This is a genomic window from Enterococcus sp. C63, from assembly GCF_040887215.1.
Classification (GTDB): Bacteria; Bacillota; Bacilli; order Lactobacillales; family Enterococcaceae; genus Enterococcus_B; species Enterococcus_B hirae.
On the sequence record NZ_JBFOFI010000002.1, the window covers coordinates 522979 to 545934 of the forward strand.

The following is a 22956-nucleotide window of genomic DNA, read 5'->3' on the forward strand; positions in this document are numbered from 1 at the left end:
TACTTAGCATAGAGACAAAGATTTTTTGATTTTTAGGAGGTCACGAATATGAAATTAGGTTTTATCGGGACAGGAGTCATGGGACGCGCAATCACTGAGCATCTTATGAACGCAGGACATGAAGTAACTGTCTATAATCGAACAAAAGCAAAAACGGATGAGCTAGTCAAAAAGGGAGCCATTTGGGCTGAAACACCTAAAGATGTCACAAAAAATAGTGAGATCATCTTTTCGATGGTTGGTTATCCCCAAGATGTAGAAGAAATTTACTATGGTGAAAATGGGATCTTTGCAACGGATGTCCAAGATCGAATTTTGGTTGATCTAACAACTAGTACCCCAACGCTTGCAGAAAAAATTGCAAAAACAGCCACAGAAAAAGGCGCAGCTGCTTTAGATGCACCAGTTTCAGGTGGAGATCTGGGTGCGAAGAATGCCACTTTGACTATCATGGTTGGTGGTGAAAAAAGTGTCTATGAAAAAGTTTTACCTTTGTTTCAAGTGATGGGATCTACTTTTACTTTACATGGGACAGCAGGAAAAGGACAACATGCGAAAATGGCAAATCAAATCATGATCGCAGGGACTATGACAGGTATGACCGAGTTACTTGCATATGCTTCAAAAGCAGGACTTGACTTTGAAAAAGTCATTGAAACAGTCTCAGGAGGCAGTGCCGCAAACTGGTCATTAAGTAATTATGCTCCTCGTATTTTAAAAGAGGATTATACGCCAGGATTTTTTGTTAAACATTTTATTAAAGATTTGAAAATTGTGTTAGATGAAGCAGATAAAATGGCATTGAAGTTACCAGCGACAACGCAAGCTTTAAAATTATATGAACAATTAGCAGATCAGGGATTTGAAAATGACGGTACTCAAGCATTGATTAAGCTTTGGTGGCCTGAAGGAAAGAACCCAGAAAAAAAATCTTAAAAAACTCGCTTTTTTTGGAGAAAATCAATGCAAGTCGTCTGTGCTTTTGTTACAATATAACAGAAATAAGAAAAGGAGGACCTCCGATGGCACATTCACAATTAGTTGCAATCATTAAACGACTGGAGGCAATGGTCGAATCAGCAGATAATGAACTGCAAGTCCGTCGTTTTGAAAAAGAGGGCGTTGAAAAATGTACAGTTACTTATGACAAAGCAACTGAAACATTTGAATTAACTGAAACAGATTCACATCAACAATATGAATTTGACAATATCGATATCGTTGCAATGGAAATTTATGACTTGATCCAATAAAAGATCATGAAAGAAGCGTTCAGCTCTGAGCAACCAAGAGAGGATTTTTTAGAAAATCTTCTCTTGGTGCTTTAGAGCTGCTTTTTTTATGGCTTAATGGATCAGGCTTCATTCGTAAGAAGTCTTCTTGAAGTGACCAGGATGGGCGTGTTCTATCCACAAGCGTTCGTATCAGCAAGAGATTGCTCCGATGAACAGAAGAAAAAGTGTGACGCCTATTTTTCCTTAGATTTTTTTCGGCTAGTGAGAAGATTAGGGGAATAATTGGTTAAATGGATAAAACAACGAAAAGAAACCGTGAACTGTAGACCAATGTTTGGTAGTTCTAGGTTTCTTTTTATTTTACAATTCATTTTGGGCGAGAATTTTCTTATGGTAACTCATTAGTATAAGGACGGGGTCAATTTCTTCTTTTTGCAACTGTCGCTTCAAGGACAAACCAACTTTTGCATTTTCATAATAAAAATAAGGAGATTCATCATTAGACGTAATGGCCGTTTCAGCCAGTTGACCGTAACAAATCAAATAATGTTTTTGTTTCGTTTCGTCCGCTGCCAGAGGTAGATGGAAAGTGATTTTAGGCGTCCTTAGAAATAGTTTCTGCGCCTGTATTCTTTTAATGAAAGCTGTGGATAACTCAATATCTTGTTGGATTTGGGCAGCTTTTTCAAAATTCAATTGTTCGATAAAATGATTTTGCCTTTTCTTCAAGTAAGTGATTAGTTTTTTATTGCGCCCTTGCAACAGATTTTGAATCTCTTTTTTCTTTTGTTCAAATGACAACTGATTCATTTCCGGTAATTGTGTATTTAAAGCTAAAAGGCTGATTTCAGACAGCCACGGCATCTGATAGGTTTCTTCAATGATGCGTAAAATAGCCGGCATTTTTTTGTAAAGTCGAAAGGGACCGTAAGTACGGGCAAGTGGCATATCCGAAAGGGAAAAACCATTATTTGTAATATGTAAATAATTATAGTTACTAAAATAGTTCATTTGACGGTTGTAAAAAGGGCGGTAGTACTGGATTAATTGACATTCTAACAATAGTGCATCTAATTCAGTATCCACGACGACAAAATCAAAGTCAGCGATATGATGAATCAATCGGCGAACTTTTTTTGAATGTTGTTTACTATGACGAAAATAACTACTTACACGATTTTTTAATTGTTTCGCTTTTCCCACGTAAATCACAGTTCCGGTATGATCTTTCATCAAGTATACCCCAGGAAGCAAGGGGAGTTTTTTTACTTTTTCTTTCAACGTTCTTTCTCCTTTTTTATCAAAAAATACTATATCAAATTTACGGCAAAGGAACAACCTTTTCGTTTGCTGAGTCTTAAGTAAAAATAGTTTGATAATCAAAATATTTATTTGAGAAATATTTTTAATGTTTAAATGGGTGATTGTTGATTTAATAGGATTTTAAAATGAATTTTTTCTTAGAAAAAGTTCATAATTGGAAAAAATGAGCTTTTTAGGTTGCATTTTGAAAAAAGTTAAGATATAGTTTGAACATCAAATGATTTGATAATCAAACTAATTAGTGGATGGTGGAACATGGAACCAGATTTGAAAACAGTAAATGATTATCTTGTTAGTGTCTTCAATGATATTTTGACAATCGAAGAATCTGAATTAAAAAAATCTCAGTTCAAAGATTTGTCAATTACAGAGATGCATACGATCGAGGCAATCGGTATGTACAAGAAAAAAACGACTTCAGAAGTAGCCAAAGAACTGTCGATTACTGTTGGGACCTTGACCACTGCTATCAATAAGTTAGTAAAGAAAGACTATGTTGAACGCATTCGAAGTGAAGATGATCGACGAGTGGTGAAATTAGGACTGACAAAAAAAGGCAAACTTTTATATCGTGTCCATCAGCACTTTCATCGTGAAATGGTCAAAAATATCTTGGATGGCATGGCTACCGACGAACAGCAAGCTTTACTGGCTGCATTGAAAAACTTGCATGATTTTTTGCGAGATTACAAGTGAGGATTTTTAATGGAACAATTTGGAACGATCACAGCAACAGCTAGTGTCCTTCCCGAAAAAATCATTACCAATGATGATCTTTCCAAAATGATGGACACTTCAGATGAATGGATTTCATCGCGAACAGGTATCAAACAAAGGCGTTGCGTTACAGATCAAGAAACTTCTGATCTTTGCTATTTAGTAGCAGAAAAGCTCATCAAAAAAAAGAACATCGATCCGACAGAACTTGACTTCATTCTTGTAGCAACTATGTCTCCTGATTTTACGACACCCTCTGTGGCTGTCCAGGTTCAAGGTAAACTTGGTGCAACAAATGCAATTGCATTTGATCTTAGTGCAGCATGTTCAGGCTTTGTTTATGCTTTAAGCATGGCAGAGAAAATGATTCGGTGCGGTTCAAATAAAGGATTAGTGATTGGTGGCGAGACATTATCCAAATTAATCGATTGGTCTGATCGTTCAACGGCTGTCCTGTTTGGTGATGGTGCTGGTGGTGTGTTACTTGAAGCTGGTACAGAGCAGAAAATAATTGCAGAACATCTGGAAGCAGATGGCACTCGAGGATCGTCACTCACAGCTGGCTATCATTCGAACGGATCACCGGTGTATGTAAAGGATGCAAAAGGCTCTTTTTATTTATCAATGATGGGAAGAGATATCTTTGATTTTGCTGTAAGAGACGTTGCAAAAAACATTAAAGACATCACTCAAAATGTGTCAGTTGATTATCTGCTTTTACATCAAGCAAATCTTAGAATCATTGAGAAAATTGCACGCAAGGTAAAAATACCGCAAGAAAAATTCTTAACCAATATGGATAAATACGGAAATACCTCTGCTGCAAGTATTCCAATCCTATTAGATGAAGCGGTAGCTAGTGGGCAAATCACTTTAGGAAAAAAACAAAAAGTAGTATTTACAGGTTACGGTGGAGGTTTAACATGGGGAAGTATCCTCATGGAACTGTAAGCTGATAAAACATAAAATTGTAAACAATATCGGAGGAATATATAGTATGGTATTCGAAAAAATTCAAGAAATTATTGCAGAAGAGTTAGGAAAAGAAACAGAAGAAATCAAATTAACAACAAACATCCAAGAAGACTTAGAAGCTGATAGCTTGGATTTATTCCAAATCATTAATGAAATCGAAGACGAATTTGACGTGAAAATCGAAACAGAAGACGGCATCAAAACAGTTCAAGATTTAGTAACTTATGTTGAAAAACAAACTGCATAATCATTAAGATTAGGTTGGGGGCTGGGACATTTTCCTTAAATAGGAGTGTCTTGGTCCTTTTTAATAAATCAAGACATGAGCATATATCCTAAAAATATTGGAGAAAATATATGAAGACAGCATTTTTATTTAGCGGACAAGGCGCTCAGTATCCAGGCATGGGACAAGATCTCTATCAAGAAACTATCGTCAAAGAAACGTTTGATGAAGCAAGTGATATTCTAGGCTATGATATGGCGGAATTGTGTTTTTCAGAAAATGAACGACTCAATCAAACCGCTTATACACAACCAGCAATCTTAACGGTCAGCATTGCTTTTTATCGTTTGTTGAAAGAAAGAGGGATTACACCTCAAGCTGCTCTAGGATTAAGTTTAGGCGAATATTCCGCTTTAGTAGCTAGTGGAGCTTTGTCATTTAGTGAAGCAGTCGCTTTAGTGGCAAAACGAGGGGCTTATATGACTGAAGCTGCACCACTTGGTAGTGGGAAAATGGTAGCTGTTATGAATGCACCTGTAGAAGTTATTGAAGAAAGCTGTTTGGAAGCTCAACGATTAGGAATTGTTTCGCCTGCAAATTATAATACACCCCAACAAATCGTAATTGGCGGTGAAGAACAAGCAGTGGATGAAGCAGTAAGAATCATGCAAGAAAAAGGCATCAAACGAATGATTCCACTTAATGTGAGTGGTCCGTTTCATACAGCAATCTTAGCGCCAGCAGCAAAAAAATTAGCCGTTGAGCTAAAAGCGATCACTTTTAATGAGCCAACAATTCCTGTCATCAGTAATACGACAACTGAAATCATGAACAAAGATCGGATACCGACTCTGCTTGAACAACAAGTGATGAAGCCGGTACATTTTTATGAAAGCATCCATCAATTAAAAGAACTTGGTGTGGAACGTGTGATCGAAGTTGGTCCAGGTAAAGTATTAAGTGGCTTTATGAAGAAAATCGATAAAACGATTCCGGTTTTAAGAGTAGAAAATCAACAAACTTTAGAAGAAACAATGACAAGTATCGGAGGCATGTTATGGAGCTAACAGGAAAAAACGTATTTATTACAGGTAGCACAAGAGGAATTGGTGCCGCTGTGGCGCTAGCTTTTGCAAAAGCAGGCGCAAACATCGTTTTAAATGGACGAAAAGCAATTCCAGAAGAAAAAATCAATGAGATCAAAGCTCAAGGTGTGAACTGCATCGGTGTTTCTGGCGATATCTCAGATTATGAAAAAGCTGGTTTGATGGTAGAAGAAGCAGAAAAACAATTAGGATCAATCGATATTCTAATCAATAATGCAGGGATTACGAACGATAAATTATTGATGCGCATGTCAGCAGAAGATTTTAAAGCTTGTTTAGATATCAATCTAACAGGAACATTCAATATGACACAACACGTTTTAAAGAAAATGATGAAAAAACGTGAAGGTGCAATTATCAACTTGTCAAGTGTTTCAGGATTGATTGGTAACGTCGGACAAGCCAATTACGCAGCAAGCAAAGCAGGTGTCGTTGGTTTTACAAAATCTGTTGCTCGTGAGGCGGCTGCACGCGGTGTTACATGTAATGCCATTGCTCCTGGTTTTATCGCTACGGATATGACCGAAGTGTTATCTGATAAAGTCAAAGAGCAAGTAGTAAAACAAATTCCAATGCAACGTTTTGGCAGCGTGGAAGATGTTGCGAATGCTGCGATTTTCTTAGCAGAGAGTCCTTATATCACAGGACAGGTCATCAATGTTGATGGCGGTCTCGTGATGCACGGATAAAAAGGAGGAAAACAATAATGAATCGAGTAGTAATTACAGGCTATGGTGTCACTTCACCAATCGGTAATGATGCTGAAAGCTTTTTAGATAGTTTGCAAAAAGGAACGAATGGGATTGCTCCTATTACTAAATTTGACGCCACAGAAACTGGAATCACACTAGCAGGTGAAGTCAAAGATTTTCCATACGATAAATATTTTGTAAAAAAAGACAGCAAACGGATGGACATGTTCTCGATTTATGGGATCTATGCAGCACTAGAAGCATTAGGGATGAGCGGTCTAGATAAAGAGAAAATCGATCAAGATCGTTTTGGTGTCATTGTTGGTTCCGGTATCGGCGGATTGCCAACGATCGAAAACCAAGTGATCCGATTACACGAAAAAGGCGCGCAACGTGTCTCACCAATGTTTGTTCCAATGGCTATTGCAAATATGGCTGCCGGCAACATTGCACTACGTGTAGGTGCTAAAGGGATTTGTACAGCAATCGTTACTGCTTGTGCGAGCGGAACGAATGCTATTGGTGAAGCTTACCGCAATATCAAACATGGTTATTCAGATGTCATTCTAGCTGGTGGGGCAGAAGCAACAATTTGTGAAATGGGAATTGCCGGCTTTGCTGCACTAACAGCTCTATCGAATGCTGAAGACCCTACTCGTGGTTCGATTCCTTTTGATGAAGAACGTAACGGTTTTGTGATGGGCGAAGGAGCGGGTATCTTAGTGATCGAATCTTTAGAACATGCTCAAGCGCGTGGTGCAAAAATCTATGGAGAAATCGTTGGTTACGGCGCTAATTGTGATGCGTTCCATATGACTGCTCCTACACCAGATGGTTCAGGCGCTGCCAAAGCAATGAAATTAGCCATGGATGAAGCTGGTATTAAGCCAGAAGATGTTGGCTATATCAATGCCCACGGGACAAGTACACCCGCTAATGATCAAGCAGAAGCAAAAGCGATCCAACTGGCATTAGGTGATTCATTCAAAGAAACATATGTCAGCAGTACGAAATCCATGACTGGACACTTATTAGGTGCAGCTGGAGGGATTGAAGCGTTAGCTACTTTAATGGCGCTGGAACATCAATTTATTCCACCAAACATCAATGTCCAAAAACAAGATCCGGAAATTGACTTGAACGTTGTCATCAATGAAAGCAAACCAGCGCAATTGACTTATGCAATGAGCAATTCGTTAGGCTTTGGTGGTCACAATGCGGTCTTGTGTATGAAACGCTGGGAGGAATAATCTTGAATATCAATGAGATCAAGGAATTAGTCAGTCAATTCGATCAATCTACTTTAACTGAATTTGATTTAAGAGAAGGTCAATTTGAATTATATATGAATAAAAATGAATCTAGTCGTGGAATGGGAACAATGGCTCCAATGCCAGTAGCTACAGAAGCGCCTAGAGATACGGTAGTACCTCAAACACCAATCCAACAAACGCCAGTTAGTGAAGCACCTCAAGCATCTGTCGAAGCATCACAAGAAAGTTTCGAAGGTGTCGAGGTAAAATCACCGATTGTTGGAATCGTCTACTTACAACCTGCCCCTGATAAACCACAATTTAAGTCAGTGGGAGATAGTGTCAAAAAAGGTGAAGTGATTTGTATCATTGAAGCAATGAAATTGATGAATGAAATCACAAGCGAAGTCGATGGGAAAATCGTTGAGATTCTTGTTGAAAATGAAGCGGTTGTTGAATACGATCAACCACTATTTAGAATTCAACCAAATTAAGCAAAAGAGGAAAGAGGAGCAATATGAACATTCAAGAAATTAAAGAAATCATACCACATCGTTATCCGCTATTGCTGATTGATCGTGTCGAAGAAATGGTGGAAGGCGAACGAATCATTGCAAAGAAAAATGTGACGATCAACGAACCATTTTTCCAAGGTCACTTTCCAGAAGAACCTGTGATGCCAGGTGTCTTGATCGTTGAAGCGATGGCACAAGCAGGAGCAGTTGCGTTATTATCCTTGGAACAATTTAAAGGAAAGACTGCTTATTTTGGTGGTTTAGACAAAGCAAAATTCCGTCGAAAAGTCACTCCAGGGGATACACTGTATCTTGAAGTAGAAATTACGAAAATCAAATCTTCTGCTGGTATTGGTAAAGGAATTGCAAAAGTGGATGGCAAAAAAGTTGCTGAAGCTGAATTAACTTTTATGATTGGATAGGTGAGTTATGTTTTCAAAAGTTTTGATAGCTAATCGTGGCGAAATCGCCGTACGAATTATTCGCGCTTGTCGTGAGCTTGGTATTCAGACTGTTGCTGTTTACTCACAAGCAGATGCTGACGCATTGCATACTCAATTGGCAGATGAAGCAATTTGTATTGGTCCTGCAAAAGCGACGGACTCCTATTTGAATGTCCAAGCAGTTTTGAGTGCAGCCATTGTGACCAAAGCAGAAGCGATTCACCCAGGTTTTGGGTTCTTATCTGAAAATAGCCGTTTTGCTTCTATGTGTGAAGAATGTAATATTGCTTTTATTGGTCCAAAGAGTCGAACGATCGATGCGATGGGGAATAAAATCAATGCACGTCGCTTGATGCAAGAAGCCAATGTACCTGTTATTCCAGGAAGTGATGGCGTATTATCAACAGTTGAAGAAGCACTAACAGTAGCGGATAAGATTGGTTATCCGGTCATGCTTAAAGCTGCCGCTGGCGGTGGCGGAAAAGGGATTCGTAAAGTTTTATCAAAAGAAGAATTACCGCAACATTTTTCTTCTGCGCAGCAAGAAGCAGCAGCGGCTTTTGGAAATGATGAAATGTATTTAGAAAAAATCATTTATCCAGCAAGACATATTGAAGTACAGATCCTTGGTGATCATTATGGGCATGTCCTTCATTTAGGCGAACGAGATTGTTCTCTTCAACGAAATAATCAAAAAGTATTAGAAGAATCCCCTTCAGTGGTCATCTCTCAGAATAAAAGAGAAGAATTAGGAGCTGCGGCAGTTCGTGCAGCCAAAGCGGTTAATTATGAAAATGCTGGAACGATTGAATTTTTAATGGATGAAGCGGGAGAATTTTATTTCATGGAAATGAATACGCGGATCCAAGTCGAACATCCGGTAACTGAGATGGTTACAAACATTGACTTGGTAAAAAAACAAATTGAAATTGCTGCGGGGCAACCGTTGGAAATCAAACAAGAAGATGTGCGATTCTCTGGTCACGCCATTGAGTGTCGGATCAATGCAGAAAATCCAGCTTTTCATTTTGCACCATCACCTGGAACAATCAAAAACCTTTTGTTGCCAGCAGGAGGCATGGGTGTTCGAGTTGATAGTGCCGTTTATTCCGGCTATACGATTCCACCTTATTATGATTCAATGATCGCTAAGGTGATCGTTCATGCAGACACTCGCTTTGAGGCATTGATGAAAATGCAACGAGCGTTAAGCGAAGTGGTTACCGATGGAGTGATCACGAACGCGGAGTTCCAAATGGATTTAATCAGTCATCCAGCAGTCATCGCAGGGGACTATAGTACCGCCTTTTTACAAGAAGATTTTTTACCGAACTGGACACCTGAAACAGAGATAGGAGAAGAGTAGATGGCTTTATTCAAAAAGAAAAAATACATTCGAATTAATCCTAATCGAGCAGAACAACCAACGAATGCGCCGTCTATTCCAGATAATATGTGGGCTAAATGCCCTAATTGTAAACACATCATTTATACAAAAGATATTGGTGATGAGAAGGTTTGCCCTCATTGTAGTTATAACTTTCGTATTGGTGCTTGGCAACGATTAGCATTGATCATCGATGAAAAAAGTTTAGAAGAATGGGACACGGATTTAGTAACAAAAGATCCCTTGAACTTCCCTGATTATCAAGAAAAGATCCAAACTATGCAAGAAAAAACAGGATTGCATGAAGCGGTATTGACAGGAAAAGCAACGATTCACGGTCTGCCATTTGCGATTGGTGTCATGGATTCTAATTTCATCATGGGCAGTATGGGAACCGTTGTAGGTGAGAAAATCACCCGTTTGTTTGAACGGGCTGAAAAAGCTGGCTTACCCGTTGTCTTGTTCACTGCTTCTGGAGGAGCCAGAATGCAAGAAGGTATTTTTTCTTTGATGCAGATGGCAAAAATCTCAGCAGCTGTCAAACGTCATAGCAATGCCGGTTTGTTTTATCTAACAGTATTGACCGATCCAACTACAGGCGGCGTAACAGCGAGTTTTGCAATGGAAGGCGACGTGATCCTGGCTGAACCCCAAAGCTTGATTGGTTTTGCCGGTAGACGAGTGATCGAACAAACGATCAAACAAGAATTACCGGAAGATTTCCAAAAAGCAGAATTTCTACTTACCCATGGATTTGTTGATCAAATCGTTCCTAGAAAAGAACTAAAAGAAACGATCCATCATTTGTTGGAAATGCATACGCAGAAAGGTTGGATAAATCATGGATAAAACAGCACATGAGATCGTTCAACTGGCGCGTGAAAAGGATCGTTGGACGAGTCTTGATTTTTTTGAAGATATCTTTGAGGGGTTTCAAGAATTTCATGGCGATCGTTTATTTGGAGACGACGAAGCAGTCGTTGGTGGGGTTGCCAAATTAGATGGAAAACCTGTCACAGTTATTGGGATCCAAAAAGGACGAGACCTTCAAGAAAATATTCGCAGAAATTTTGGTTCGCCTCATCCAGAAGGCTATCGTAAAGCACTTCGTCTGATGAAACAGGCAGAAAAATTCCATCGTCCTATTATCACACTGATTAATACTGCTGGTGCCTATTGTGGTGTCGGTGCAGAAGAACGTGGTGAAGGAGAAGCGATTGCCAGAAACCTATTAGAGATGTCTGATCTAAAAGTACCGATCATTGCAATCATCATCGGTGAAGGTGGAAGCGGAGGAGCATTGGCTCTTGGCTTAGCTGATGAAGTTTGGATGCTTGAACAGACGATTTATGCTGTCTTATCTCCTGAAGGTTTTGCATCGATTTTGTGGAAAGATGGTAGTCGAGCAGCTGAAGCGGCTGAATTAATGAAAGTTGCGGCAGCTGAATTATTAGAATTAGATGTCATCGATCGTGTGATACCGGAAACAGTAAATGGGCAAGCTTTAAGTAAAGAAAAAGTCAGTCGAATGTTACAAAAATCATTGATTGAAAAATTGACCGAACTATGTCAAACTTCCACTGAAGAGTTGCTTGAACGACGTTATCAAAGATTCCGTAAATTTTAAACAGTTATAAAGAATAAGACAAACAGTTATGCACCAAATTGAATGAATAAAGCAATCGACCTACCCACCGTTTCCTGTTAGATGACAGGAACAGCTTTGGAGGTCGATTGCTTTTTGAATTTTTCGGCTCTTTGTCAATAAGGACTGATGAATGGTGTAAAATCAAATCTGGGTCAGAATGAATCTCATTCTGTCTCAGATTTTTTTGTTATTTCACGTTGATAGTTTTTTTATTACCCTTTCTGCTTTTTTAAAAAACATTGAATACAAGGATTGGAGATTATCCTCTATCATTCATCAGAGATTTTATAAATGGGAATGCGATAATCGCTCTGTTGAATATAATCATGTGTCTACCATTTGGTTGGCATGAATATGGGCTCTATAATTTTTCAAGGAGACTGGGACAGAACTTGTCTCAGTCTCATCTAGTATCTCTAAAAAACAAATAAACATGAGACAAAAGCAGCGTCTTCGGAAAATCTGCTGAAATTTACGAAAAATTTGAGAAGCACCAAGTAGGTAACAATCAACAGCAAAAAACTAGTTTTTGTGTTTCTTGTCAATTTTTGGGAATCTCTTCTTATTTCTTGATGCTAACTACTTTTGTCTCCACTACCTTGTTTGATGTATTTAAATCTTTCTCCTGTCTAAAAGGTTGCAGGTTATTCTGCCACGTATGAACCTTTACATAAATCGTAACATGTAGATGAAAAATTTTTTCAGATGATAAGTAGTAGAAAGATTGATTGATTTCCTCAATCAATGAAAAAAATATATACAACAAAACAGTTATGGTAAACGATCAAGATTCAAGAATATTAATTAGTTATATTGAGCGTTTACTCTTGATTAGAACAAGTAAAATAAAAGCTACAGGGGAGATGATCCATACGATTTTGTCAGCTTCGGTAACAAAATGGACATTGGAAAGAGACATCAATTGAAAACAGGGGAAACACCTAAAGCTGATGAAGTGGTATTGACGAGAAAGTAATGATCAAAAATAAGAGCAAAAAAGGAGTAAATATGAGTAAGAAAAAATTAACAGCAAAACGTAAGAAACAGCTATTAACGATGTTTGCGGTGGCTGGGGTGATGGGAAATACCGGGATCGCACCAACGATGGCATTAGCGGATACTTTGACACCAACAGCTGAAACTGCTACTGAACAAACACAGGCGAATGAAGCAAAAGAAGTCATCGATCAAACGATACAAAACGTCACAGATCCGTTAGTAAACCCAACGGATTCAACCACTACAACTAGTGATTCGTTAGCAACAACTGATGAAGCAACGGATGACACTCAAGACCAAGCAACAGCAGCGACTGTCGAAAGTGAAGAGGATGCAACCAATCCAACAGCTGAAGCACCAAAAGTAGCGCAAACAGCGAATGTGGCAGCAGCTTCTAAGATAACAGGCACGTGGGGTACCAGTCCGTATACTTTTGATGAAAATACAGGGGTATTGACGATCGGAGCAGGTGAGTTAAGTGGCTATAAAGAATCACCATGGAACAGCAAAAAAATAGATGCTAAAGCAATCAAGAAAATTGTCTTGTCTGGAAAAGTAGTTGCTCCGGAAGATTCTAGACGCCTATTTTCTTATTCGTACCTTACAAATGTAACTGAAATCGAAGGATTGAGTCAACTGGATACCAGTAACGTAACAAATATGGAGTATATGTTTCACGGTATGATTAGCGTAACAAGTCTAGATGTAAGTGGTTTTGATACCAGTAACGTAACAAATATGGATGCTATGTTTTACAGTATGAGCAACGTAACAAGTCTAGATGTAAGTGGCTTCGATACCAGTAAAGTAACAGAAATGGCGTTTATGTTTGACAGTATGAGTAGATTAACAAGTCTAGATTTAAATAGCTTTGATACCAGTAAAGTAACAGTGATGGATTCTATGTTTTTCGGTATGCAAAGTTTAACCAGTCTAGATATAAGTGGCTTTGATACCAGTAACGTAGCATATATGGGTGATATGTTTCGCCGTATGAGCAGTTTAACTAGTCTAGATTTAAGCAACTTTGACACTAGCAAAGTGACAGATATGGGTGGTATGTTTGCTGATACTCCACTTAAGAAATTAATTCTAGGAGATACCTTTAAATTTGTAGAATCAGGCTCCGAAAATGCAAAACTTACTTCTGCCTGGAAGCGAGCAGATGGTAAAGGGAAGGTTTATACAGCAGCAGATTTCATGAAAAACTATGGCACCGGTGACTTGACTGCTGGCACGTACGTTTCTGCTACAGGATGGTGGGGTACCAGTCCGTATAATTTTGATGAAAACACAGGGAAATTGACGATCGAAGCAGGTGAGTTAAGTGGCTATGAAAAATCACCATGGAACAGCGGAACAGTGGATTATGAAGCAATCAAAAAAATTGTCTTGTCTGGGAAAGTAGTGGCTCCAAAATATTCTGGCTATTTGTTTAGTTCAACTTACACTGGTAAGCAACTTAAGAATGTAACTGAAATCAAAGGGTTGAGTCAACTAGATACCAGTAACGTAACAGATATGCGTTGTATGTTTTCCGATATGCGTAGCGTAATAAATCTAGATGTAAGTGGGTTTGATACTAGTAACGTAACATCTATGAATTATATGTTTAAAAATATGAGTAGCATAACAAGCCTAGATGTAAGTGGGTTTGATACCAGTAATGTAACAGGTATGTATACGATGTTTCAAGGTTTAAGTCGCGTAACCAGTCTAGATTTAAGCAACTTTGACACTCACAAAGTGACAGATATGCGTGATATGTTTGTTGATACTCCACTTAAGAAATTAATTCTAGGAGATACCTTTAAATTTGTAGAATCAGGCTCCGAAAATGCAAAACTTACTTCTGCCTGGAAGCGAGAAGATGGCACAGGGAAGGTTTATACAGCAGAAGATTTCATGAAAAACTATGGCACCGGTGATCTGACTGCTGGCACGTATGTTTCCGTTGAAACAGGCACGTGGGGGACTAGTCCGTATATGTTTGATGAAAATACAGGGGTATTGACGATCGAAGCAGGTGAATTAAGTGGCTATGAAGAATCACCTTGGAACAGCGACAAAGTAGATAGTGAAGCCATCAAGAAAATTGTCTTGGCTGGAAAAGTAATGGCGCCAGAAGATTCTGCCTACTTATTTAGTAGTGATGTTACCGGAGCTAAGTATCTTAATAATTTAACTGAAATTGAAGGGTTAAATCAACTGGATACTAGTAACGTAACAAACATGAGCTATATATTTCGAGGTATGAGTAACTTAACGAGTTTAGATTTAAGTAGCTTTGACACCAGCAAAGTAACAGATATGTCTTATATGTTTTATAATAACGGCGTAACAAGTTTAGATTTAAGTGGTTTTGATACCAGTAAAGTCACAGATATGAGTTTGATGTTTTCAGGTATGAACAACGTAACAAATTTGGATGTAAATGGTTGGAATACTAGTAACGTGACAAATATGTTTGGGGTGTTTCTCGATATGAGTAGCATAACAAGTCTAGATGTAAGTGGTTTTGATACTAGTAACGTAACAACTATGAGCAATATGTTTCGAGGTATGAGTAACTTAACAAGCCTAGATCTAAGTGGCTTTGATACTAGTAATGTAACAGATATGAGTGTAATGTTTTACGCTATGGATAACTTAACAAGTCTAGATGTAAGTAGCTTTGACACTAGCAAAGTAACAACGATGAAAAGTATGTTTAAGAATACACCTCTTGCTAAATTAACACTAGGTGATCACTTTAAGGCGGTTGAAGACACTGGTTTATCAGCACCGAAAGCATTGAACGATGGAGATCAGCTGACAGGAAATTGGATTCGTGAAGATGGTCAGTCCAAAGGCTATTCACCTGCTGACTTTATGACAAATTACGGAACTGGGGATTTAACGGCAGGAACTTATGTGGCAGAACTAGTGAAAAGTGAGTTGAAACCACAAGAATATCATGTAGGAGATGTCAATATCACTGGAACCTACACAGGAGATATGTCTCTCGGCCGATTAACCGTTAATGGCAAAGTTGTCAGCTGGGGCGGTAGCTTCAAAGATGGTCAATTCAGCTATTATGTCGGTGTTGGCAAATTAAAAGTCGGCGACAAAGTCGTATTAGATGGCTACAACAAAGAGAAGGAATTGATAGATTCCAAAGAGATTGAAGTGATTTCCGAATCTTCAGGATCAATTGATCAGGTGGACACTTATAAGCTAGGTGATTCAACCATTACTGGAACTTATACGGGGGATATCCATAAAGGAAAACTAGTAGTGAATGGGGAAGTAATCAGCTGGGGCGGAACCTATAAAGATGGTAAGTTTAGCTATTATGTGAACTCTCAAATCATCAAAGCAGGGGATCAAGCAACGATTCAAGGCTATGATAAATTCGATACACCACTAGGGGATCCACAACCAGTGACTATAGGAGAACAACTGGGGCAATTAACAGAAGCCCATCGTGTGGGAATCAGTACAGTGATCGAAGGAAACTACACAGGCGATGTTTACCAAGGAATCTTGTTTGTCAATGGTAAACTGATCAGTAAAGGTGGGAACTTTAAGGATGGGGCAATCAGTTATTATGTGAAGCCAGACCTAATCAAAGCTGATGATCAAGTAACAATGAATTTCTATGATGGCAGTGGCAACTTATTGGCTGAAAACCAAACAGTTTCTGTTAATTAAGGAAAAAACAAATTAATGTAAGTCTAAAAACTGGGTCATTGATTAGAAAAAATCTGATCAATGTCTCAGTTTTCTTGATTTAAGATACGCTCAAAATTAAAACAGGTTGAGCTAAATGAGGAATACCGTAATGTGTACAGAGGTTTATATTTAGTAAAATAAGATCTGTTTAGAGACCATACGATGATTCTAAGATTATTTAGAATTAATCAGTTGCATAATTAGTTGGTCAAACAAGCTGATTGAGAATTACTTAGAATAGGAAATTTAGTTGAGCACAGAAGGGGTTGAAACAAACATGTTTAGTATCAAGTAATTCCGACTAATTTTCCGAAGATGCTACTTTTGTCTCCGTTTCTTTTCTTTGGATAAGTGCAAGGTTCTACTAGCATTCCTATAGTGTGAATGAATTTTGCGCAAACAATCCAACTGCAGACTAGAATACACTCAGAGTGAACGGCGGTTAAAACGGACTAGATTCCCGCTGTTTTTGTTATCAAAATAAGGATTCTAATGTGAGTGTAGATAGGATCTAGAAGACAATAATCTAACTGATTTTAATCCTATTATCAGTAGAACAATGAAAAATACTAGTAATCAGACATGGAATTTGATTCCCAGATCTAATTGAACTCTGATAAATATTATTTGCACATAAAGAGTGTTTCGCATCAAGAAGTAGAATTTCCAAAATTTCCTTCTTGAATGTTTGATGACTTTTATCTTCTTGCGGGAGATTAACTAACCTTATCTGTGGTTACACCTTTAAAAGAGCTAAGATGACTTTTTCGTTCTTAGCTCTTTTTCATTTTATTGAAAACTATTCTAAAATAATTATTCTTTTATTTGTTTTATATACAATATATTAGCCTTAAAATACATTTTTTTAAATAAATATACAAAAAATGCTTTTTTTTTGAAAGTTTCATGCTATAATTACTTCACTTAATACAAAAGTTTTAACGTAGGAGGAAAATGACATGAAAAAATTCTTTGGGATGTTAACGGTACTGTTTGCACTAGCGACTTTAGGTGCATGTGGCAGCAGCAATACGACTGCTCAAGGTCAGGAAAAGGATCAGTTAGCAGCGATTAAAAAAAGCGGGGTACTAAAAGTAGCTACGTCGGCTGATTACGCGCCGTTTGAGTTTCATACGATGGTTGACGGGAAAGATAAAATCGTAGGATCTGATATTGACTTAGCTAAAGCAATCGCGAAAGAACTAGGAGTAAAAGCTGAAGTATCAGATATGAATTTCAATACCGTTTTAGCTTCCTTAAAAGAAGGTAAAGCAGATCTTGCTATTTCTGCGATTTCTGCCACAGATGAAAGAAAACAACAATTTGACTTCACAGACAATTATTACAACCCACCACAAGTTGTGATCATCAACAAAAAAAATAAAGAAATCTATCGCAATGCGAATGACCTAAAAGATAAAAATGTGGGTGCTCAAAAGGGATCAATTCAAGAGGAATTAGTCAAGACGCAACTGAAAGGTGCGAAGCTTGTGACAATCGATAAAGTTCCCAACATGATCGTTGAAGTTAACCAAGGCTCATTAGCTGCGACAGTCGTTGAAAAAACGATCGCCGAATCATATATCGCCCAAAATCCTGATCTGATGATCGCTGATATTTCACTTGAGCCAGCTCCTGATGAAGCCTTTGCTATTGCGTTACCTAAAGAAAGCAATCAGCTACAAAAAGAATTAAACCAAATCATCAAAAAGTTGAATGATGAAGGAAAAATTGAAGAATTTATTCAACAAAATAACGAATTAGCTGAAAAAACAGCGACAGAATAGAGGTCAGGCAGAGTGGATTTTTCTTTTTTAGATAAATATTTCCCTTATTTTTTATCAGGTACAGGAATAACAATCATGATTTCGATCGTCACAGTGATCTTGGGAACGGGTATCGGTTTACTGATGGCGTTACTAAAATTGTCCAAAAAGAAACCGTTGAATGTTTTAGCTAATGTCTATATCGAAGTGTTACGAGGAACACCGATGCTTCTACAAATCATGATCGGCTTTTTATTGCTTCAAGGATTTTTTCCTTCAAAAGATCTAGAAGTAGGTGTTTTAACTGTTGATCTTGGCCGCCTGCTTCCAGGAATGATCGTGTTATCTTTAAATTCCGGTGCCTATGTGGCAGAGATCATCCGTGGGGGGATCCTGGCAGTGAACAACGGTCAAACAGAAGCCTCCTATTCATTAGGGTTGCGTCCAGCACAAACGATGCGTTACGTGATTTTACCACAAGCATTAAGAAATATTTTGCCTCCTTTAGGCAATGAATTTATTACGTTGATCAAAGATTCTTCCCTGTTGACTGCGATCGGAATCAATGAACTGATGGGAGCGGCGCAAATCGTCATATCCAATTCGTATGTTCCATTAGAGCCTTATTTTATAGCAGCAGCCGTTTATTTCATCATGACGTTTGCTACTTCTCGGTTACTAAATCGCTGGGAGAAAAAATTAGGTAAAGGATACCAAGGATGAAGGGTGAAAATAAATGGCCAAATCATTGATCAAAATTACACATTTAAATAAAAAATTCGGTGAACAGGAAGTACTGAAAGACGTTTCCGCTGAAATTTATCCAGGAGAAGTCGTGGTACTTTTAGGACCATCAGGCTCGGGAAAAAGCACTTTACTAAGATGCATCAACTTATTAGAGATACCAACTTCTGGTGAAATCAAGTTTGAAGGAATGACAATTACCGACAAGCAAAATGATATTTTTAAAACAAGAGAAAAAATGGGAATGGTTTTCCAACAGTTTAATCTCTTCCCTAATATGACGGTTTTAGAAAACATCACTTTGTCACCAATCAAAGTCAAAAAGCAATCAAAAGAAGAAGCAACAAAGATTGCTAGAGATCTGCTAAAGAAAGTAGGTCTGTTAGAAAAAGCCGATACTTATCCTCAGTCTTTATCTGGGGGACAACAACAACGGGTCGCCATTGCGAGAGCTTTAGCTATGCAACCCGACGTCATGCTATTTGATGAGCCGACTTCAGCTCTTGATCCGGAAATGGTCGGAGAAGTGTTAGAAATCATGTTGCAATTAGCTCGTGAAGGGATGACTATGATCATTGTGACTCACGAAATAGGCTTTGCAAAAGAAGTCAGTGATCGAGTTCTATTTATGGATGGAGGAACCATTCTTGAAGAAGGTACACCGACGGCTATTTTTGAACAAACCAGTCATCCACGAACAGTCGCATTTTTATCCAAAATATTATAAAAGTCAGTAACATCCAAAGAATAAAAAATCGAATGAAAACTCTCGAAACAGTTTCTCGTGTTTGGAGAGTTTTTATTTTATCAGTGTAGTCAAACGGATGATTTCTTCTCTTTTAAAAGTGTTTGGTAACTTCGGTCTGTTCATCATTTCAGGTTAATAGTTGTTTATTCAGAAGGATTCAGGTGTAGAGGTAGTTTTTTTGGAAAGAATGAAGTATAATATAGGGCTGAGGAGTACATTTCGTGCTCCTTCATTTTTTGCAGATGAGGAGACAAAATGTTTTCAAAATATAAACCAACATGGATGGTCGATGCCATCTACAAGATAACCCCTGCACAATTAAAAAACTTAGGGATTAAAGCAGTTTTGACTGACTTGGACAATACGTTGATCGCTTGGAACAATCCTGATGGAACAGAGGAATTACTCGACTGGATCTTAGAAATGAGAAATGCTGGTATTCCAGTAGTGGTTGTTTCAAACAATAGCTCTGAACGAGTAGCACGAGCGATCGATAAATTTGAATTGACGTATGTTGCTCGGGCATTAAAACCTTTAGCCGTAGGAATGAATCGAGCAAAAAAAATGTTGAATCTTTCAGATGATGAAATTGTGATGATCGGTGACCAAATCATGACAGATATCCGAGCAGCTAATCGTTCGGGTATCAGAAGTATCTTGGTTAAACCAATTATTGAAACGGATAGTTGGAAAACACGATTCAATCGTTTTTGGGAACGCAAAATCATGGCCTATTTATTAGCACACAATCCTGATATGGGCTGGCGAGGTGGAATTGAATGAACGAAGAACTACAGTGTATTGGGTGTGGAGCAACGATCCAAACCGACCATCCTAATGAATTAGGGTATACACCAAAAGCAGCATTAGAAAAAGGACTAGAATCAGGTGAGGTCTATTGCCAACGTTGTTTCCGGTTAAGACATTATAATGAGATCCAAGATGTTTCACTGACAGATGATGATTTTTTGCGCCTGCTGAATGAACTAGGACAAGAAGATGCCTTGATCGTCAATGTTGTCGATATCTTTGATTTTAATGGTTCTTTGATCCCTGGACTACATCGCTTTGTAGGTAATAACCCGGTGCTCTTGGTCGGAAACAAAGTGGATATTTTACCTAAATCATTGAAGAAACCAAAAATGATCCAATGGATGAAAGAGCGTGCACATGAAGCTGGATTGCGTCCGGTTGAAGTATTATTGACAAGCGCAAAAAAAGCGAATGAAATGGAAAATCTACTCAAAAAAATCGAAGAGTATCGTGAAGGTCGTGACGTCTATATCGTTGGTGTGACAAATGTCGGTAAATCGACATTGATCAATCAAATCATCAAGAACACAGCAGGTGTCAAAGATGTGATTACGACTTCTCAATTTCCAGGGACAACTTTAGATAAGATCGAGATTCCTTTAGATGATGGTCACTTCTTGATTGATACTCCTGGGATTATCCATCGACATCAAATGGCGCATTATCTTGGAAAAAAAGATTTAAGGATCATTGCACCAACGAAAGAAATCAAGCCTAAAGGATACCAATTGAATGAAGGACAGACACTCTTTCTCGGCGGTTTAGCAAGGTTTGATTTTATCAGTGGGCAACGCGGTTCATTTATTGCTTATGTTTCAAATGATGTCACTATTCATCGAACGAAATTAGCAAAAGCCGATGAATTTTATGTGAAACACGTCGGTGGATTATTACAACCACCTCGTCCCGATGAAGTAAATGAATTTCCCGAATTGGTTCGTTTTGAATTTTCGGTAAAAGAAAAAACAGATATCGTATTTGCTGGCTTAGGATGGATCACAGTGACACAACCGGCAGTCGTAGCAGGTTGGGCGCCAAAAGGTGTGAATGTGATGAAACGAAAGGCCTTGATTTAAGGAAGAAGGAAGAATATGACTTTAAGAGGAAAACAAAAAAGATTTTTACGAAGCCAGGCACACCACTTACAACCGATTTTTCAAATTGGTAAAGGTGGAATCAATTCTGCCATGATGGTTCAGATTGAAGAAGCGCTGGAAAAACGTGAATTAATCAAAGTAACGTTATTACAAAATACCGATGAGATTCCTGAGGAGGTAGCTGGTATTTTAGAAGAAACAGTCAGATGTCAAGTTGTTCAAATCATTGGACGAGTTCTTGTATTATACAAACCCTCTTCAAAGGAAAAATATCAACGTATCTCTAAAGAAGTAAACGCAATTTAAGGAGTGGTTAATATGAAATCGCAAGCGGAAGCTTTTGTCGAATCTCAAGTATTTCCTCAAGAGATGCCTCAAATTTTTGAAAAACGCAAACAGGTGGGGATTTTAGGTGGTACTTTTAATCCAGTTCACCTGGCACACTTAGTTATGGCAGAACAGGCAGGGAAAAATTTAGGGTTGGATGAGGTCTATCTAATGCCCTCTTATCAACCACCACATGTGGATGAAAAAACGACAATCGCTGCCAAACATCGCTTAAACATGCTTGAACTTGCGATAGCAGATAATCCTTTTTTAGCTATTGAACCGATCGAGTTATCTCGAAAAGGCAAAAGCTATACTTATGATACGATGAAAGCTCTGACACAAAACAACCCTAATACCGATTACTATTTTATTATCGGTGGCGACATGGTAGAATATCTACCAAAATGGTATAAAATCGATGAACTAGTGACAATGGTCAATTTTGTTGGTATTCGTCGAGCAGGTTACTCAACCGAAACGCCTTACCCAGTGATTTGGGTCGATGTGCCAACCATTGATATCAGCTCAACTAAAATACGGCAGAAGATCCAGCAAGGTTGTTCCGTTCGTTATCTAGTACCTGATAAGGTCATTGAGTATATCGAGAAAGAAGGGCTATATCAAGATGGACTATAGTAATAAATACACAACTTACTCAAGAGAAGAGTTGATGCAAAAAGTCCAAATGCGAATGAGTGAACGACGTTTCAAGCATGTTCTTGGTGTGGAAGAGACGGCGATTGCCCTTGCCGGCAAATACGGCTGTTCATTAGAAAAAGCTAGTATTGCTGCTTTGACACATGATTATGCGAAAGAACGGCCTGATGATGAATTTATTTTAGTTATCAAGCGAGATGGCTATGACCCAGCGCTTCTTCATTATGGAAATGCGATTTGGCATGGTTTAGTTGGCGCCTCTTTTGTTGAAAGAGAGCTTGGTATCACAGATGAAGAGATACTTCATGCCATTCGGGTTCATACCACTGGTGCGGCTGAAATGTCTTTATTAGATAAAATCATCTATGTAGCAGATTATATTGAACCTGGTCGTTCGTTTCCTGGAGTCCAAGATGCGCGTGAAATAGCGTTGCTTGATTTAGACGAAGCGGTAGCTTTTGAGACAAAGCACACATTAGCTCACTTGATTGAACAAGAACAACAGATTTATCCAAAAACAATTGAAACATATAATCATTGGGTAGCTAAAAAATAATCTCTACCCATT

23 protein-coding genes are annotated in these 22956 nt (G+C 38.3%); 22 read left to right on the forward strand and 1 reads right to left on the reverse strand.

The features are described from left to right. Positions 1-48 precede the first annotated feature (48 nt). Positions 49-936 carry an NAD(P)-dependent oxidoreductase gene (locus AB3H90_RS05030; RefSeq protein ID WP_368016295.1) on the forward strand — a complete coding sequence of 296 codons (888 nt, stop codon included), beginning with the start codon at positions 49-51 and terminating at the stop codon, positions 934-936. Positions 937-1022: 86 nt separating this feature from the next. Then, positions 1023-1253, forward strand: a complete 231-nt coding sequence (locus AB3H90_RS05035; protein ID WP_010719680.1) for a YkuJ family protein — start codon at positions 1023-1025, stop codon at positions 1251-1253. Between the two features lie 342 nt (positions 1254-1595). On the opposite strand, the gene AB3H90_RS05040 is transcribed toward AB3H90_RS05035, so the two are convergent. Further along, the gene (locus AB3H90_RS05040; protein WP_179287098.1) at positions 1596-2468 is read right to left on the reverse strand and encodes a GIY-YIG nuclease family protein; all 873 of its coding nucleotides are present in this window, start codon (positions 2466-2468) and stop codon (positions 1596-1598) included. Between the two features lie 345 nt (positions 2469-2813). On the opposite strand from AB3H90_RS05040, the gene AB3H90_RS05045 reads away from it, so the two are divergent. From AB3H90_RS05045 to yqeK, 20 genes are all read left to right on the forward strand, one after another. Further along, the gene (locus AB3H90_RS05045) at positions 2814-3254 is read left to right on the forward strand and encodes a MarR family winged helix-turn-helix transcriptional regulator (RefSeq protein ID WP_010719678.1); all 441 of its coding nucleotides are present in this window, start codon (positions 2814-2816) and stop codon (positions 3252-3254) included. A 9-nt stretch (positions 3255-3263) separates the two neighbouring features. Then, positions 3264-4226 carry a beta-ketoacyl-ACP synthase III gene (locus AB3H90_RS05050; RefSeq protein WP_368016296.1) on the forward strand — a complete coding sequence of 321 codons (963 nt, stop codon included), beginning with the start codon at positions 3264-3266 and terminating at the stop codon, positions 4224-4226. 46 nt (positions 4227-4272) lie between these two features. Further along, on the forward strand, positions 4273-4497 hold the full coding sequence (locus AB3H90_RS05055) for an acyl carrier protein (protein ID WP_005876288.1): 225 nt from the start codon (positions 4273-4275) through the stop codon (positions 4495-4497). 110 nt (positions 4498-4607) lie between these two features. Continuing rightward, positions 4608-5543, forward strand: coding sequence for an ACP S-malonyltransferase (gene fabD, locus AB3H90_RS05060; protein ID WP_010738137.1), 936 nt, complete (start codon positions 4608-4610; stop codon positions 5541-5543). After that, the gene (gene fabG, locus AB3H90_RS05065; protein ID WP_010719675.1) at positions 5534-6271 is read left to right on the forward strand and encodes a 3-oxoacyl-[acyl-carrier-protein] reductase; all 738 of its coding nucleotides are present in this window, start codon (positions 5534-5536) and stop codon (positions 6269-6271) included. The genes fabD and fabG overlap by 10 nt, the downstream gene beginning before the upstream one ends. Positions 6272-6288: 17 nt before the next feature. Continuing rightward, on the forward strand, positions 6289-7524 hold the full coding sequence (gene fabF, locus AB3H90_RS05070) for a beta-ketoacyl-ACP synthase II (RefSeq protein ID WP_010719674.1): 1236 nt from the start codon (positions 6289-6291) through the stop codon (positions 7522-7524). A gap of 2 nt (positions 7525-7526) precedes the next feature. After that, positions 7527-8021, forward strand: coding sequence for an acetyl-CoA carboxylase biotin carboxyl carrier protein (accB, locus tag AB3H90_RS05075; RefSeq protein WP_010738136.1), 495 nt, complete (start codon positions 7527-7529; stop codon positions 8019-8021). 23 nt (positions 8022-8044) lie between these two features. Then, complete coding sequence (gene fabZ, locus AB3H90_RS05080) at positions 8045-8464, forward strand: 3-hydroxyacyl-ACP dehydratase FabZ (RefSeq protein ID WP_010719672.1); 420 nt, start codon at positions 8045-8047, stop codon at positions 8462-8464. A gap of 7 nt (positions 8465-8471) precedes the next feature. Further along, positions 8472-9851 carry an acetyl-CoA carboxylase biotin carboxylase subunit gene (locus tag AB3H90_RS05085; RefSeq protein ID WP_010738135.1) on the forward strand — a complete coding sequence of 460 codons (1380 nt, stop codon included), beginning with the start codon at positions 8472-8474 and terminating at the stop codon, positions 9849-9851. Then, positions 9852-10721 carry an acetyl-CoA carboxylase, carboxyltransferase subunit beta gene (gene accD / locus AB3H90_RS05090; RefSeq protein ID WP_010719670.1) on the forward strand — a complete coding sequence of 290 codons (870 nt, stop codon included), beginning with the start codon at positions 9852-9854 and terminating at the stop codon, positions 10719-10721. Beyond that, positions 10714-11499, forward strand: a complete 786-nt coding sequence (locus AB3H90_RS05095) for an acetyl-CoA carboxylase carboxyl transferase subunit alpha (RefSeq protein ID WP_010738133.1) — start codon at positions 10714-10716, stop codon at positions 11497-11499. Before accD ends, AB3H90_RS05095 begins: the two co-directional genes overlap by 8 nt. 1029 nt (positions 11500-12528) lie before the next feature. Beyond that, positions 12529-16212: a BspA family leucine-rich repeat surface protein gene (locus tag AB3H90_RS05100; RefSeq protein ID WP_368016297.1), complete on the forward strand. Its 3684-nt coding sequence runs from the start codon at positions 12529-12531 to the stop codon at positions 16210-16212. A gap of 980 nt (positions 16213-17192) precedes the next feature. After that, the gene (locus AB3H90_RS05105) at positions 17193-18020 is read left to right on the forward strand and encodes a transporter substrate-binding domain-containing protein (protein WP_368016298.1); all 828 of its coding nucleotides are present in this window, start codon (positions 17193-17195) and stop codon (positions 18018-18020) included. 12 nt (positions 18021-18032) lie between these two features. After that, the gene (locus AB3H90_RS05110) at positions 18033-18722 is read left to right on the forward strand and encodes an amino acid ABC transporter permease (protein ID WP_010719664.1); all 690 of its coding nucleotides are present in this window, start codon (positions 18033-18035) and stop codon (positions 18720-18722) included. Positions 18723-18735: 13 nt separating this feature from the next. Further along, a complete protein-coding gene (locus tag AB3H90_RS05115; protein ID WP_010738129.1) occupies positions 18736-19470 on the forward strand; it encodes an amino acid ABC transporter ATP-binding protein in 735 nt (244 codons plus the stop codon). A 276-nt stretch (positions 19471-19746) separates the two neighbouring features. Continuing rightward, a complete protein-coding gene (locus AB3H90_RS05120; protein ID WP_010719662.1) occupies positions 19747-20274 on the forward strand; it encodes a YqeG family HAD IIIA-type phosphatase in 528 nt (175 codons plus the stop codon). Then, the gene (yqeH, locus tag AB3H90_RS05125) at positions 20271-21380 is read left to right on the forward strand and encodes a ribosome biogenesis GTPase YqeH (RefSeq protein WP_010738128.1); all 1110 of its coding nucleotides are present in this window, start codon (positions 20271-20273) and stop codon (positions 21378-21380) included. Before AB3H90_RS05120 ends, yqeH begins: the two co-directional genes overlap by 4 nt. Before the next feature lie 15 nt (positions 21381-21395). Further along, on the forward strand, positions 21396-21707 hold the full coding sequence (gene yhbY, locus AB3H90_RS05130; RefSeq protein ID WP_010719660.1) for a ribosome assembly RNA-binding protein YhbY: 312 nt from the start codon (positions 21396-21398) through the stop codon (positions 21705-21707). Positions 21708-21719: 12 nt separating this feature from the next. Beyond that, positions 21720-22367: a nicotinate-nucleotide adenylyltransferase gene (locus AB3H90_RS05135; protein ID WP_034700547.1), complete on the forward strand. Its 648-nt coding sequence runs from the start codon at positions 21720-21722 to the stop codon at positions 22365-22367. Continuing rightward, on the forward strand, positions 22357-22944 hold the full coding sequence (yqeK, locus tag AB3H90_RS05140; protein ID WP_010719658.1) for a bis(5'-nucleosyl)-tetraphosphatase (symmetrical) YqeK: 588 nt from the start codon (positions 22357-22359) through the stop codon (positions 22942-22944). The genes AB3H90_RS05135 and yqeK overlap by 11 nt, the downstream gene beginning before the upstream one ends. The last annotated feature ends 12 nt before the right edge of the window (positions 22945-22956 follow it).